We start from the raw sequence: 13821 nt of genomic DNA on the forward strand, positions 1-13821 counted from the left end.
CTGTGGCTTCAACGCATTGAACAGATGAATATCGAGCCGCGATATTCATCTGTCAGGGCAAGCATGGCAAGCTACGCGTCCTCCGAGGATTGATCCAAATGCGACAGCCCTACCGCACCACCCTCTTCGCCAGCCTGATCGTGATCATTTGCGCCGGGGTGTTGTGGGCGGCGTATGACTGGTTCCAGGGACGCTACCTGCGGGCATTCAGTGAGCATACGGCGGTGTTTTCCGGTGACAGCCTGAGCCTGCCGGCCGAGCTTGCCGGCCCGGGCCCGATCCGCCTGGTGCACTTCTGGGACCCCGCCTGCCCGTGCAATGTCGGCAACCAGCAGCACCTTGGCGAGTTGATCGAGCAGTACGCCCCCCAGGGCGTGGAGTTCTATTCCCTGCAGAAAGCCGGCAGCCACGGGCAGTTGCCCGCCACCCTGGGCTCGATGAAGGCCCTCAAGGCCGTGCCCGGTGCCCAGCATCTGCCGGCCAGCCCTGCCGTAGGCATCTGGGACCGCAGCGGCAAGCTGGCGTATTTCGGGCCCTACAGCGAAGGGTTGACGTGTAACTCCAGCAACAGCTTTATCGAGCCGATCCTGCAAGCCCTCGAAGGCGGACGCGAGGTCAATGCGACCCACACCCTGGCGGTGGGCTGTTATTGCGAGTGGAACGGGGAAACGTCTCCACCCTGACTCGGCAAGCTGAACAGACGCTGTTCGTTCGACAAACTCGAACAACTGTATCGGCACGCTCCTGTATCGTAAGCAACTAGCCGTACAAGCAGACGACACGGGAACACATGAGCCAATTAACCATCATCCTCTGGATACTCAACGTTATCGTTGATACGTCCGGCCAGTTGGCGTTCAAAGCCGCAGCCTCAGCCAGCGCCGAGCATGACGGCATGGCCCACTGGCGCCATATGCTCAAGCGTCCGTGGATCTGGCTGGGCATCATCTGCTATGTGTTCGAATTCGTGCTGTGGCTGGCCTTCCTGACACTGGTGCCGTTGTCGGTCGGGGTGATGCTGGGCTCCATCAATATTGTCGTGATCATGATTGCGGGGCGTTTCCTGTTCAAGGAAAGCCTGAGCAAATGGCGGTTGATCGGCATCATGCTGATCGCCTGTGGCGTGACCGTCGTGGGGTTCGAGTAATGAAACGGTTTTATATCCTGGGTTTTCTGTCGCTGATCATTTTCGATACCTTGGCGCAGGTCAGTTTCAAGTTCGCCTCGATTCATGCCGAACCGCTGACGATGGACGCCGCCTGGTTGATCCGCGTGTTCGGTGCGCCATGGATCTACGGCGCATTCGTGGGCTACATCGGCGCGTTTTTCACCTGGATGACGCTGTTGAAATACGCCCCGGTGGGCCCGGCGTTTGCGGCGTCACACCTGGAGCTGATCAGCGTGACGCTGATCTCCGTCTGGCTGTTCAACGACACCCTTACCCTGCCCAAAATCGTCGGTGGCGCGCTGATTATCGCGGGCATACTGTGCCTGGCGCGCAGCGAAGACAAAGAAAGCAAGACCGTCGAGGCCGAACCCTCGCAGACGCTGGCGTCATGACGCCCGTTGTCAGCCAGCGGGAGATTCCGCCAACGGCGGGGCTTCCCCTGCGCTGGCAGGACTTGTTCAACCGCTCGGGCGACCTGGCCCGCGACCTGGCCCGACAGCTCGACATCCCGCTGCCGGCCCTGCCCTGCTCCGGCACCGCCGCGCTGATCATGGCGCTGCGGGTGTTGCAGCAGCGCACGCCGGGGCGCACCGAGCTTATCGTGCCGGCCTATACCTGCCCGCTGGTGGCCCTGGCGGCCCATCACTGCCCGCCTTTGCGCGTGGTAGCGTGCGATCTGCAGCCCGGCAGCATCGACCTGGACGAACACCAGCTGGCGCAGCTGTGCAACCAAAACACCTTGGCGATCGTCGTCACTCACCTGGCCGGGCGTGTGGCGGATGTGGAGGCTGCCAAGCGCATTGCCGAGCCACTCGGCATTGCGGTGATCGAAGACGCCGCCCAAGCCATGGGCGCACTGGATGATGGAAAAAGCGTCGGACTGAAAGGCGACATCGGCTTTTTCAGCATGGCACTGGGCAAAGGCCTGACGACGGCTGAAGGCGGTGTGTTGTTCAGCCGGGATCCGGCGCTGCATCAGGCGTTGCACCAGCAATGCCGGCAGGACTTGCCCTTCAGCCTGCGCTGGGAAGTGCAACGCAGCGCCGAGCTGTGGGGCTATGCCGCGGCGTATCAGCCCCGCGGGCTGAAGTACGTGTACGGCAAGCCGCTGCGGGCGGCGTTGGCGCGGGGCGATGAAGTGGCGGCGGTAGGCGACGACTTTTCCGTCAACGATATTCCGTTGCACCGCCTCGGCGGCTATCGCCAGAAGGTCGGCGCCGCAGCCCTGGCACGCTTGCCCGAGCATTTGCAGCAAGGCCGCCTGCGGGCCTTGCGTCGCGTGGCGCAGCTGAGCAGCTTGCCCGGCGTGTCGGTGTTGACCGACAGCCCGGGCCAGCAAGGCACCTGGCCGTTCCTGATGGTGGTGATGCCCAGCGCACAAACCCGCGATACCGCGATGGCGCAGCTGTGGACGGCAGGCCTGGGCGTGACCCGCCTGTTCATCCACGTATTGCCGGGCTACCCGGCACTCACCCCGCTGTTACAGCAAGGCGCCGATATCCCCCGCGCGCAAAGCTTCGCCGCCCAGACACTGTCGATCAGCAATAGCCACTGGCTGACGGACGAGCTGTTCGAGCAAGTGCTGGATCATCTGCGGCGGATTCTTAAACGCTAGGCCCAGCTTTGATCGATACGGGTCAACAAGCGCGCATTCAGCTCATTCTGCTGCTGTTGCCAGATCACCACCTGGTTCTCCGGCAGCTCTTCCTGGCCATCCGACGCACTCAGCCAGCGCTTGAACTTGCTCTGGTAGTGGTAGGCGGACACGTCGCCGGTAATGTCCGCGCCAATAATGCTGCCGTGGCAGGCATCGATCAGCGCATTCAAATGCTTCTCCAGAAACTCGCCCTGGTCCCAGTTGGTATTCACCACCTGCGGGCTCAGCACGTCTTTGTCGATGGAGAGATACACCGGCAGCGAAGGGTCGAGCTGCGCCAGGAACGCGCTCATCAACTCGTCCGCGCTGGTGAATGCACGATTGCTGCGGCCTGCGCCGATCCAGTTCAACCAGCGGGTATCGACGTTGGTGTTCCAGTAGGTCAGCTTGCGTTTCACCAGCGGCGACCAGTGATTCTCCCAGGCGTGCTTGAGGGAAATGTCCGGCGAGCCAATGCCCAGCACGTGAACGTGCTCGACCTGCGGCAGGCGGCTGGCCCAGTAGACCCAAGACCCACAATGGATACCAAACGGATAACGCATGTTGTCCGGGTGGTTATCGCAAATGATCAACTGGATCTTTTGCTGGGTGGGAAGACGGTTCAACAACAGCTGGCTGAGGTGGTGATAATCACCGCTGCCGGTAAACACACAGCCGTAGTCGCTGGGCATCTGCGCGTGCAGGGCGTTCTCCAGCTCCTTGAACTGCGCCCAGCGGCAGCCGAAACGGATCTTCTCCTGCCAGGCTTGCAACGGCAGGGTAAGGGCGCCGGGAATGTTATTCACGGCCCCGTCAAAATCGAGGATCAATGCGGGACGGGCCTGGCTCATGCGGTTTGCTCCTGCTGCCACTGCGTATCGCTTTCAAAATGGTGCCGGAAACGGTTCATCACTTTGCGCAGCAGCGGGTTCCTCACCCACACCAGATGGCGGGTAAACGTGAACTTGGCGCCGAGGCTGGACTTGACCTGTGGGTCGGTCCACCCCGCGACATAAAACTGCAGGCCCTTTTCCAGGGCGAACTCCAGGTTCACAAACCAGCTGACGAAGTACAGGTTGTGCTCCAGCGCCAGCGGGTAGTTCAGGCCGATGTACTTGTCGAGCAACTTGCCGTCTTGCTGGTAGCACAGGTTATAGCCAACCAGTTCGTCTTCGTCCCAGTAGCAGAACACATGCCCGCCGCTGTCGGAATCGGTGAGCAACTGGATGAAGAATTCGGGCGTGAGCAAGTCGAAGTGGATTTCGCTCTGTGCGTACACCGCCTTGTACAACCGATACAGTTCCTGCTGCCATTGCTCATCGCTGAAGCGGGCATCGCCGGTGTCCAGGATCTCGATGCGCAGCTCATCACGGCTGCGTAGCTTGCGGCGGATATTGCGGCGACGGCTGTGGGACAACCGCGACAGATACTCATCCGTCGAGCTGAAGTCGATCGGTACATAGGCCAGCGCCTGGCCCTCTACATTGATGAATCCGCGCTGGGTGCAGGCCTCGATCAACGCGTGTGCGTAGCGATTGTCCTCAACGCTGAGCAGCGGAGAATCCAGCGGCACATCCTTGACGATGGTGAGCTTGCGTTGCGGTGCACACTCCTGTTGCAGCCATTGCGCCATGTCCTGTGGCGGTACGTTCAGCGGGAACGGGGAATATTCGCTGACCGTGGTGCCGATAAAACAGGTGTCGATATGCAGCCATGACTGCCACAAACGGTACCCCGGCCAACTGCGCAGGCGGCTACGCAGCTCATCGTCGGCGGTGGTCTGCAGGTCGAACCGGGTGAAAAAGTACGGCAGTCCCTGTGCTGACAGCTGGGCAGTGAAACCCACCGGCGGGTATCGCAAAAAATTGCTGATCAGCGATGGCGTTTCCATGCAGCAGGCATAAGGCACCTGTGCACGGCTGGGATCTGTCATAAATTGCATTCCGAAAGTGATAGCAAAGGCGCGCCCGGATGACGGGGTGAATCATCGCGCCGCTGGTTTCATGTAACAGAGTAAACATAATACTCCGCCTACCCGCGGCCCACTTCAGAACCCCCACTTCATGCAGCTCAGGTTCAGGGAGCACGAACCCGAGAGCATTTTCCGCAGCGCTCGCCAAACCCACTAAACTGCCCGAATCTTCACGGTGACCGACTAATAAGGGACAACCCATGAAACGCATCCTGACCGCGCTGGCCATCCTGCTCGTAGCCCTTATGGTTGGCGCCGGCTGGTACGTGTACAGCAAGCAGCCGACCCGCCAGGGCACGGTGGAGCTGGCCCATCTGCAAGGTTCGGTCACCGTGCGCTACGACGACCGAGGCGTGCCGCATATCCGCGCCGAGAACGAGACCGACCTGTACCGTGCCCTCGGCTACGTGCATGCCCAGGACCGGTTGTTCCAGATGGAGATCATGCGGCGCCTGTCCCGTGGCGAGCTGGCCGAGGTGCTGGGACCCAAGTTGCTGGAAACCGACAAACTGTTCCGCAGCCTGCGCATTCGCGAGCGCGCCTTGAGCTACGTCGAACACATGGACCATGAGTCTGCGTCCTGGAAGGCCCTGCAAGCCTACCTGGACGGGGTCAACCAGTATCAGGACAGCCACGCCAAACCCATGGAGTTCGACGTACTGGGCATCCCCAAGCGCCCGTTCACCGCCGAAGACACCATCAGCGTCGCCGGCTACCTGGCCTACAGCTTTGCCGCAGCCTTTCGCACCGAACCCTTGCTGACCTACGTACGCGATCAGTTGGGCAACGACTACCTGAAGGTCTTCGACCTCGACTGGCAGCCCAAGGGCGCGCTGAACCTGGCGGCCGGTGACTGGAAAGACCTCGGCGCCATTGCCCAGTTGAGCGAACAGGCCATGGCCGACAACGGCCTGCCGCAGTTCGAAGGCAGCAATGCCTGGGCCATCAGCGGCAGCCGCACCAAGAGCGGCAAGCCGTTGCTGGCGGGTGACCCGCATATCCGTTTCTCGGTGCCGTCGGTGTGGTACGAGGCGCAGCTGTCGGCGCCGGGCTTCGAGCTGTACGGTTATCACAACGCGCTGGTGCCGGTGGCATTCCTGGGCCACAACAAGGATTTCGGCTGGAGCCTGACCATGTTCCAGAACGATGACCTCGACCTGATCGCCGAGAAGGTCAACCCGGACAACCCCAACCAGGTCTGGTACCACGACAAGTGGGTGGACATGACCAGCAGCGAGCAACAGATCGCGGTCAAGGGCCAGGACCCGGTAACCCTGACGCTGCGCACCTCGCCCCACGGTCCGATCATCAATGACGTGCTCGGCGAGAATGCCGGCAAGACGCCGATTGCCATGTGGTGGGCATTCCTGGATACCGAAAATCCGATCCTCGACGGTTTCTATCAGCTCAACCGTGCCGATACCCTCGCCAAAGCGCGTGCGGCGGCGGCCAAGGTCCAGGCGCCTGGCTTGAACATCGTATGGGCCAATGCCAAGGGTGATATCGGCTGGTGGGCGGCAGCGCAATTGCCGATCCGCCCGGCCGGGGTCAACCCGGGCTTTATCCTCGACGGCAGTACCGCCCAGGCGGACAAGCTCGGTTTCTACCCATTCAGCGCCAACCCCCAGGAAGAAAACCCGGCCCGCGGATATGTGGTGTCCGCCAATGCCCAGCCGGCGTCACCCACCGGCATGCCGATCCCCGGGTATTACAACCTGGCAGACCGTGGCCAGCAGTTGAACGCGCAACTGAGCGACAACAGCGTGAAATGGGACGTGGAAAACAGCCAGGCCTTGCAGCTCGGCACCACCACCGCCTACGGCCCACGGCTGCTGGCACCGCTGCTGCCGGTGCTGCGTGAGGTGGTCAAGGACCCGGCGCAGTTGAAGCTGGTGGAGCAACTGGCAGCCTGGAAAGGCGATTACCCGCTGGACTCCACCAGTGCCACGCTGTTCAACCAGTTCCTGTTCAACCTCACTGACGCGGCGTTCCACCCGAAACTGGGCGATGGGATGTTCAAGACCTTGCTCACCACTCGGGTAGTGGACGCAGCCTTGCCGCGCCTGGCCGCTTCAGCGGATTCGCCGTGGTGGGATGGCCACCGCGCCGAGACCGTCAAGCTTGCCTGGGACAACAGCCTGCAACACCTCAAGGCGACCTTTGGTGACGACCCATCGCAGTGGCAATGGGGCAAGGCCCACACCCTGACCCACGGCCATCCACTGGGCTCGCAGAAGCCGTTGGACAAGATCGTCAACGTAGGCCCGTTTGCCGCTCCCGGCACCCATGAAGTGCCCAACAACCAATCCGCACAGATCGGCCCGGCGCCGTGGCCGGTGACGTACGGGCCGTCGACCCGACGCCTGATTGATTTCGCCGATGCCGCCCATGGGCTGACCATCAACCCGGTCGGGCAGAGTGGTGTGCCGTTCGACAAGCACTATTCCGATCAGGCGGAGACGTACATCGAAGGCGGGTATGAGCAGGCGCATTTTAATGATGAGGAAGTGACGGCGAATACTCGTAGTACGCTCAAGCTATTGCCGGCCCGGACACCGCAATAACTGAAGAAACAAAAAACCAATGTGGGAGCGGGCTTGCTCGCGAATGCGGTGGATCAGTCAATACATCTGGTGACTGACACTCCGCATTCGCGAGCAAGCCCGCTCCCACATTTTGATCTGCGTTGTTGCGTCTACCGTGCTCGCAGCCGCCCCGGCGCTTCGCCGTAGGTTTCCTTGAATTTCTTGCTGAACGCCGCCTGGGATTGATACCCCGCCCGAGCGGCAATATCCGTCAGGCTCAGCCGCGACTGATGCAGCAGGTTGAACGCCAGCTCCATGCGCAACTGCGTCAGCAATACCCACGGCGACACGCCCGCCACTTTGACAAACCCACGCATGAACGTCGCCCGGGACATCGACGCGGCGCTGGCCAGGCTGTCGATGGTCCACTCATGCCCGGGATCCGCCAGCATCGCCTGCCAGGCCTTGCCCAGGCGTTTGTCGGTCAACAAGGCAAAGGTGCCCGCCACCGGCGCTTGCTGCGTCAGCCATGCCCGCAGGATCAGGGTGAACAACGCCGACGACAGCGCATCAATGAAAAACCGCGCCCCCAGCCGCTGCCCGTCCGCCTCGCTGCGCAGCAGTGCGATCAATGCCGCCAGCTGCCCATCGGCCTGCCATTGCCGGCTGGACACCACTAGGTAGTCCGGCAACGCACTGAACAGCAACGACTGGCGGTTGTAGCGAAAGCTGCCGCAGAGCATGTCCACGTCCGGCTGCTCACCGCCCAGGCGATGGATCGGCAGCAAGCCGCCTTCGATCACGGTCTGCGCCATCGGCTTTACCCGCGCGCCCTGGCTGCGCACCAGGTGCGTCGCGCCACCGGGCATCAACAGGATGTCGCCCTCCTCCAGCGTCACCTGCTGCCCGCCGGACAATTCGGCGCGGCACGTGCCCGCCAGCACAATGTGATACGGCGCCACGCCCATCGGCTCGGGCTCGTGGTCCATGGCCCAGGCGCCCTGGAACTGGCAACGCAAGTCCAGGCTGCCCCGCAGGTTGGCCAACGCGATGAGGGTGTCGATGGAGTTCATTTGCGAGCATCGGTCAAAAAGGTGAGTGGATCGAACAAAAGCGCCAAACCTGAACCGCGCACACTGGCTTCACACCCAACCCGTTCAGGAGTTAACACGATGTTCAATAACTGGTCCGACTTGCTGCCTACCGTGAAGAAAGCCTTTGGCGCGCTGGGCAAGAGCAACCCGAAGATGGTCAAAGCCTACATGGCGCTGGGGGAAGCAGCCGAGGAAAATAACGTTCTGGATGCCAAGACCCGCGAGCTGATTTCCATCGCCGTGGCCATCACCACCCGCTGTGACGGCTGCATCGGCGTGCATGCCGACGCGGCGATCAAGGCCGGCGCCACCCGCGAAGAAGTGGCCGCGACCCTGGCCACCGCGATCTCGCTGAATGCCGGCGCGGCGTATATCTACTCGCTGCGCGCCCTGGAAGCCTATGACACGCTCAAACCGGCGCCGCAAAATTAAGCCGGAATTGTTGCGGCGTCACGCCCAGCCGGCGATTGAACACACTGCGCATGTGCTGGGCATCGCGAAAGCCGCATTGATACGCCACGGTCTTGAGCGGTGCGTGGGTGCTTTCGAGCATCACCCGCGCCGCATCCACCCGCGCCCGCTCGACGAACTCCGCCGGAGTGATCTGCGCTTCCCGGGCAAATACCCGCGAGAAGTTGCGCGCGCTCATGTTGGCGGCTTTGGCCAGGTCGGCGATGGTCAGGTCGCCCGTCAGGTTGGCCAATACATACAGCTGCACCAGCGCCACCGCCGAGGTGGCTTGCGCGTGGGGTGTCAGGAACGGGCTGAACTGCGACTGCCCGCCGGAACGCTGGGTGAACACCACCAGGCGCTTGGCCACGCTGAGGGCGACTTCCGGCCCGTGGTCCTGGGCCAGCAGGTACAGCGACAGGTCGATGCCCGCCGTCACCCCGGCCGAGGTGTAGAGGTTGCCGTCCTGCACATAGAGGCGGTCGGCTTCGACCTGGGCCGATGGGCATAAGGCGGCCAGGTCGGCGGCATCGCCCCAGTGGGTGGTGACGGTGCGCCCGTCCAGCAACCCGGCGCGGGCGAGCATGAAGGCGCCGTTACAGATGGAGCCGAAACGTTTCGCTCGCGCGCTGGCGTCACGCAGCCATTGATTGAACACCGGGCCGAAATCCTCGAAGGGCAGCTGCGGCCCGCCGGCCATCAACAGCAAGTCGTAAGGCTCGAGGGCCTCGCTGAAATGCCGGTGTGCCTGCAACGACAAGCCGTTGGAACAGGCCATGTTGCCGTGCCCCAGGCCAATCACCTCCAGCTGGTAATGCGCCTCGGGCGGCAGAAAACGGTTGGCCTCGCAGAACACATCCAGGGGCCCGGTCACGTCCAGTGACTGGACGCCGGGGAAGATCAGGATGGCGACGGTTTTGCCCATGAGCAGGAACACCTTTTTCTAACTGAATAAACACAACCCTTGTAGGAGCTGGCTTGCCGGCGATGCAGACACCTCGGTGTAGCAGGTATACCGAGGTGATGCTATCGCAGGCAAGCCAGCTCCTACATTTGATCGCGCATAGCCTTGGCGCGATATCGCGGCACATTGGCCGGGATCGCATCCTCGCCGCGATGGCCCCTTCGCGGGCGCGCGACCAGACTGGACTCATCGGCGCCAACCCCGGCGCTTTCTTGAGGAGAACGACCATGAGCACCACCATCGCCGGCATCAAGATCCCGGACAGCGCCCTGGCCAAGGCCACCACCGAATACATCCGCGACATCGAATCCGACCTGCTCTACCACCACTCCCGCCGGGTGTTCCTGTTCGGCGCATTGAGCGGCGAGCGCCAGCAGTTGGCCTATAACCCGGAGTTGCTGTACGTCGGCGCGATGTTCCACGACCTGGGCCTGGTGGAAGGTCACCGCAGTGACGACGAACGCTTTGAAGTGGACGGCGCCAACGCGGCGGCGGACTTTCTCAAGCCTTACGGGTTGAGCGATGACGACATCGAACAGGTGTGGTTGTCCATCGCCCTGCACACCACACCGGGGGTGCCCAAGCACTTGCGTCCAACCGTGGCGCTGGTGACGGCGGGCGTGGAAATGGACGTACTGGGAATGGAGTACGCGGCGTTTACCAGCGTGCAGCGCGAAGCAGTGGTGCATGCGCATCCACGGGGTGAAGGGTTCAAGGAGTGCATCATCTGCGCGTTTGCCGACGGCCTGCGCCATCGCCCGCAGACCACGTTTGGCAACGTGAAGACCGATGTGCTGGTGGATCAGGAGCCGGGGTTCAAGCCGATGAATTTCGTCGAGGTGATTCGCAAGTCGCCTTGGACTGCTTAACCCGAATTGGAATGCAATCAAAATGTGGGAGCGGGCTTGCTCGCGAAGGCAGTGGATCAGTCAATACATCCGGTGACTGACACTGCGCTTTCGCGAGCAAGCCCGCTCCCACATTTTTGATCCGGTTTCTTCAGGGCTACCTGATTAGACCGGTGCTGGAGCCCGACGCGAATCCGCCGGCTTCTCCCAACCATCCGCAGCCGCTTCTTCAATCGCCTGCTGGATCGCTTTCTTGCGATGCTCTTCGGCACGGCGGCTGAAGAACCACACCAGGAACGTCACGATCGACACCGCCAACAGAATCAGGCTGGCCACGGCGTTGATCTCGGGTTTAACCCCCAGGCGCACCGCCGAGAATACTTCCATCGGCAACGTGGTCGAACCCGGCCCCGACACGAAGCTGGCCAACACCAGGTCATCCAGCGACAGCGCGAACGACATCATGCCGCCCGCCGCCAGCGAAGGCGCGATCATCGGGATGGTGATCAGGAAGAACACCTTCCACGGCCGCGCACCCAGGTCCATGGCTGCCTCTTCAATCGACAGGTCCAGCTCACGCAAGCGCGCCGACACCACCACCGCCACATACGCCGAACAGAACGTGGTGTGGGCGATCCAGATGGTCACCAGGCCACGTTCCTGCGGCCAGCCGATCATCTGCGCCATGGCCACGAACAGCAGCAACAGCGACAGGCCGGTGATCACTTCCGGCATCACCAGCGGCGCCGTCACCAGGCCGCCGAACAGCGTGCGGCCCTTGAACTGGCTGATGCGCGTCAGCACGAACGCCGCCAATGTACCGAGTGCCACCGCCGCAATCGCGGTGTAGCAGGCGATTTCCAGGGAGCGACCGACCGAGCCCATCAACTGGGTGTTGTCCAACAGGCCGACGTACCACTTGATCGACCAACCGCCCCACACCGTCACCAGTTTGGATTCGTTGAACGAGTAGATCACCAGGATCAGCATCGGCAGGTAGATGAACAGCAACCCCGCCACCAGCATGAAGCTTGAGAAACTGACGCGCTTCATATCTTGCCCTCCATCTCTTTGGCTTGGCTGCGGTTGAACAGGATGATCGGCACGATCAGGATCGCCAGCATCACCACCGCCAGGGCAGACGCCACCGGCCAGTCACGGTTGTTGAAGAATTCTTGCCACAACACTTTACCGATCATCAGGGTTTCCGGACCGCCCAGCAGTTCCGGGATCACGAACTCGCCCACCACCGGGATAAACACCAGCATGCAGCCGGCGATGATGCCGTTCTTGGACAGCGGCACGGTGATTTTCCAGAAGCTGTTGAAGGTGCTCGAACCCAGGTCCGACGCGGCTTCCAGCAGGCTCTGGTCGTGCTTCACCAGGTTGGCGTACAGCGGCAGGATCATGAACGGCAGGTACGAATAGACCACGCCGATATACACCGCGATGTTGGTGTTGAGAATCTGCAGCGGTTCGTTGATCAACCCGATGGACATCAGGAAGCCGTTGAGCAACCCGTTGTTGCTGAGGATGCCCATCCACGCATAGACCCGGATCAGGATCGCAGTCCAGGTCGGCATCATGATCAGCAGCACCAGCACGGTCTGGATTTCCTTGCGTGCGCTGGCAATGGCGTAGGCCATCGGGTAGCCGATCAGCAGGCAGAGGATGGTGCTGAAAAACGCCATCTTCAGCGAGCCCAGGTACGCCGCGATGTACAACTCGTCATCGCCCAGCATCCCGTAGTTGGCCAGGTTCAGCACCAACTGCAGTTTCTGTTCAACGAAGGTGTAGATCTCGGTGTAAGGCGGGATCGCTACGTCGGCTTCGGCAAAGCTGATCTTCAAGACGATGAAGAACGGCAGCATGAAGAACAGGAACAACCAGAGGAAAGGGATCCCGATGACCACATGCCGGCCACCGGGGGTTATTCGTTGCAGCTGGCGTTTGAACTTCTTCATGTTCATGAGCGAAGTACCACGCCGCTGTCGTCTTCCCACCACACGTACACCTGGTCGCCCCAGGTAGGGCGCTGGCCACGGCGTTCGGCGTTGGCCACGAAGGATTGCACCAGCTTGCCGCTCGGCAATTCGACGTAGAACACCGAATGGCCGCCGAGGTAGGCGATGTCGTGCACCTTGCCGCTGGACCAGTTGTGCTCGCAGGTCGGCATTTCGGTGGTCACCAGCAGCTTTTCAGGGCGGATGGCGTAGGTCACCGACTTGTCTTCCACCGAAGTGGCGATGCCGTAGCCGACGTAGATATCGCGGTCCAGGTCCGGGCACTTGAGTACCGCGTGGCCTTCGGCGTCGTCCACCACCTGGGTGTCGAAGATGTTGACGTTGCCGATGAACTCGCACACCAGGCGGCTGGTCGGCGTTTCATAGATGTCGATCGGGCTGCCGATCTGGGCGATCCAGCCCAGGTGCATGATCGCGATGCGCTCGGCCATGGTCATGGCCTCTTCCTGGTCGTGGGTCACCATCACGCAGGTCACGCCCACGCGCTCGATGATCTCCACCAGTTCCAGTTGCATCTGCGAACGCAGCTTCTTGTCGAGTGCGCCCATCGGCTCATCGAGCAGCAGCAGTTTCGGACGCTTGGCCAGGGAACGCGCCAGCGCCACCCGCTGACGCTGGCCGCCAGACAGCTGGTGCGGCTTGCGCTTGGCGTACTGGCTCATCTGCACCAGCTTGAGCATCTCGGCCACACGGGCGTCGACCTCGGCCTTGGGGATCTTGTCCTGCTGCAGGCCAAACGCGATGTTCTGGGCCACGGTCATGTGGGGGAACAAGGCGTAGGACTGGAACATCATGTTGATCGGCCGCTCGTACGGCGGCATGTCGGTGATGTCCACACCGTCGAGGTAAATGCGTCCTTCCGTTGGGCGCTCGAAGCCTGCGAGCATGCGCAGCAAGGTGGATTTGCCCGAACCCGATCCGCCGAGCAAGGCGAAGATTTCGCCTTTCTTGATTTCCAGGGACACATCGTCCACCGCAATCGTCTCGTCGAACTTCTTCGTGACCCGGTCGATTTTGACCAGCACCTTTTTCGGTGTCTGGTCGCCCTCGAGGGCTTTCTTATAGGCGCCGGAGGCAACTGCCATTTACGAAACTCCCAGAATAAAAAGAGTGCAGCTCGCCCAATACGGGCCAGCCTTG

At 61.7% G+C, this 13821-nt stretch carries 14 protein-coding genes; 7 read left to right on the forward strand and 7 right to left on the reverse strand.

Annotated features, from left to right (window positions below):
* Positions 1-98: 98 nt before the first annotated feature.
* From HX821_RS03770 to HX821_RS03785, 4 genes are all read left to right on the forward strand, one after another.
* Positions 99-683 carry a DUF6436 domain-containing protein gene (locus HX821_RS03770; RefSeq protein ID WP_003213861.1) on the forward strand — a complete coding sequence of 195 codons (585 nt, stop codon included), beginning with the start codon at positions 99-101 and terminating at the stop codon, positions 681-683.
* Positions 684-790: 107 nt separating this feature from the next.
* Complete coding sequence (locus tag HX821_RS03775) at positions 791-1147, forward strand: EamA family transporter (protein WP_003213864.1); 357 nt, start codon at positions 791-793, stop codon at positions 1145-1147.
* On the forward strand, positions 1147-1560 hold the full coding sequence (locus HX821_RS03780; protein ID WP_008438917.1) for a multidrug efflux SMR transporter: 414 nt from the start codon (positions 1147-1149) through the stop codon (positions 1558-1560). The genes HX821_RS03775 and HX821_RS03780 overlap by 1 nt, the downstream gene beginning before the upstream one ends.
* Complete coding sequence (locus HX821_RS03785; RefSeq protein WP_008438915.1) at positions 1557-2783, forward strand: DegT/DnrJ/EryC1/StrS family aminotransferase; 1227 nt, start codon at positions 1557-1559, stop codon at positions 2781-2783. Before HX821_RS03780 ends, HX821_RS03785 begins: the two co-directional genes overlap by 4 nt.
* Here the strand turns inward: HX821_RS03785 and HX821_RS03790 are convergent.
* Together HX821_RS03790 and HX821_RS03795 are read right to left on the reverse strand one after the other, a co-directional pair.
* Complete coding sequence (locus HX821_RS03790) at positions 2780-3655, reverse strand: hypothetical protein (protein ID WP_177020263.1); 876 nt, start codon at positions 3653-3655, stop codon at positions 2780-2782. The two genes, HX821_RS03785 and HX821_RS03790, sit on opposite strands and share 4 nt — an antisense overlap.
* Positions 3652-4737, reverse strand: coding sequence for a GNAT family N-acetyltransferase (locus HX821_RS03795; protein WP_177035314.1), 1086 nt, complete (start codon positions 4735-4737; stop codon positions 3652-3654). The genes HX821_RS03790 and HX821_RS03795 overlap by 4 nt, the downstream gene beginning before the upstream one ends.
* A gap of 239 nt (positions 4738-4976) precedes the next feature.
* On the opposite strand from HX821_RS03795, the gene HX821_RS03800 reads away from it, so the two are divergent.
* Positions 4977-7340, forward strand: a complete 2364-nt coding sequence (locus HX821_RS03800; RefSeq protein WP_177035315.1) for a penicillin acylase family protein — start codon at positions 4977-4979, stop codon at positions 7338-7340.
* A 131-nt stretch (positions 7341-7471) separates the two neighbouring features.
* Here HX821_RS03800 and HX821_RS03805 read toward each other — a convergent pair whose 3' ends face one another.
* Positions 7472-8374 carry an AraC family transcriptional regulator gene (locus HX821_RS03805; RefSeq protein WP_177035316.1) on the reverse strand — a complete coding sequence of 301 codons (903 nt, stop codon included), beginning with the start codon at positions 8372-8374 and terminating at the stop codon, positions 7472-7474.
* 99 nt (positions 8375-8473) lie between these two features.
* Here HX821_RS03805 and HX821_RS03810 point away from each other — a divergent pair, with 99 nt between their 5' ends.
* Positions 8474-8827, forward strand: a complete 354-nt coding sequence (locus HX821_RS03810) for a carboxymuconolactone decarboxylase family protein (protein WP_003176771.1) — start codon at positions 8474-8476, stop codon at positions 8825-8827.
* Here the strand turns inward: HX821_RS03810 and HX821_RS03815 are convergent.
* Entirely contained in the window at positions 8805-9770 is a 966-nt protein-coding gene (locus HX821_RS03815) for a GlxA family transcriptional regulator (RefSeq protein WP_177035317.1), read from the reverse strand. The genes HX821_RS03810 and HX821_RS03815 overlap by 23 nt on opposite strands.
* Positions 9771-10036: 266 nt before the next feature.
* Between HX821_RS03815 and HX821_RS03820 the strand changes: the two genes are divergently transcribed.
* Entirely contained in the window at positions 10037-10678 is a 642-nt protein-coding gene (locus tag HX821_RS03820; protein WP_003213877.1) for an HD domain-containing protein, read from the forward strand.
* 144 nt (positions 10679-10822) lie between these two features.
* Here the strand turns inward: HX821_RS03820 and HX821_RS03825 are convergent, their stop codons facing one another.
* From HX821_RS03825 to HX821_RS03835, 3 genes are read right to left on the reverse strand one after another with little or no spacing between them, the layout of a single operon-like run.
* Complete coding sequence (locus HX821_RS03825) at positions 10823-11710, reverse strand: ABC transporter permease subunit (RefSeq protein ID WP_008438909.1); 888 nt, start codon at positions 11708-11710, stop codon at positions 10823-10825.
* The gene (locus tag HX821_RS03830; RefSeq protein WP_003213882.1) at positions 11707-12627 is read right to left on the reverse strand and encodes an ABC transporter permease subunit; all 921 of its coding nucleotides are present in this window, start codon (positions 12625-12627) and stop codon (positions 11707-11709) included. The genes HX821_RS03825 and HX821_RS03830 overlap by 4 nt, the downstream gene beginning before the upstream one ends.
* The gene (locus HX821_RS03835; protein ID WP_003195240.1) at positions 12624-13766 is read right to left on the reverse strand and encodes an ABC transporter ATP-binding protein; all 1143 of its coding nucleotides are present in this window, start codon (positions 13764-13766) and stop codon (positions 12624-12626) included. Before HX821_RS03835 ends, HX821_RS03830 begins: the two co-directional genes overlap by 4 nt.
* Positions 13767-13821: the final 55 nt, after the last annotated feature.

Origin of the sequence: Pseudomonas sp. B6001 (assembly GCF_013386015.1) — a bacterium.
GTDB lineage: Bacteria > Pseudomonadota > Gammaproteobacteria > Pseudomonadales > Pseudomonadaceae > Aquipseudomonas.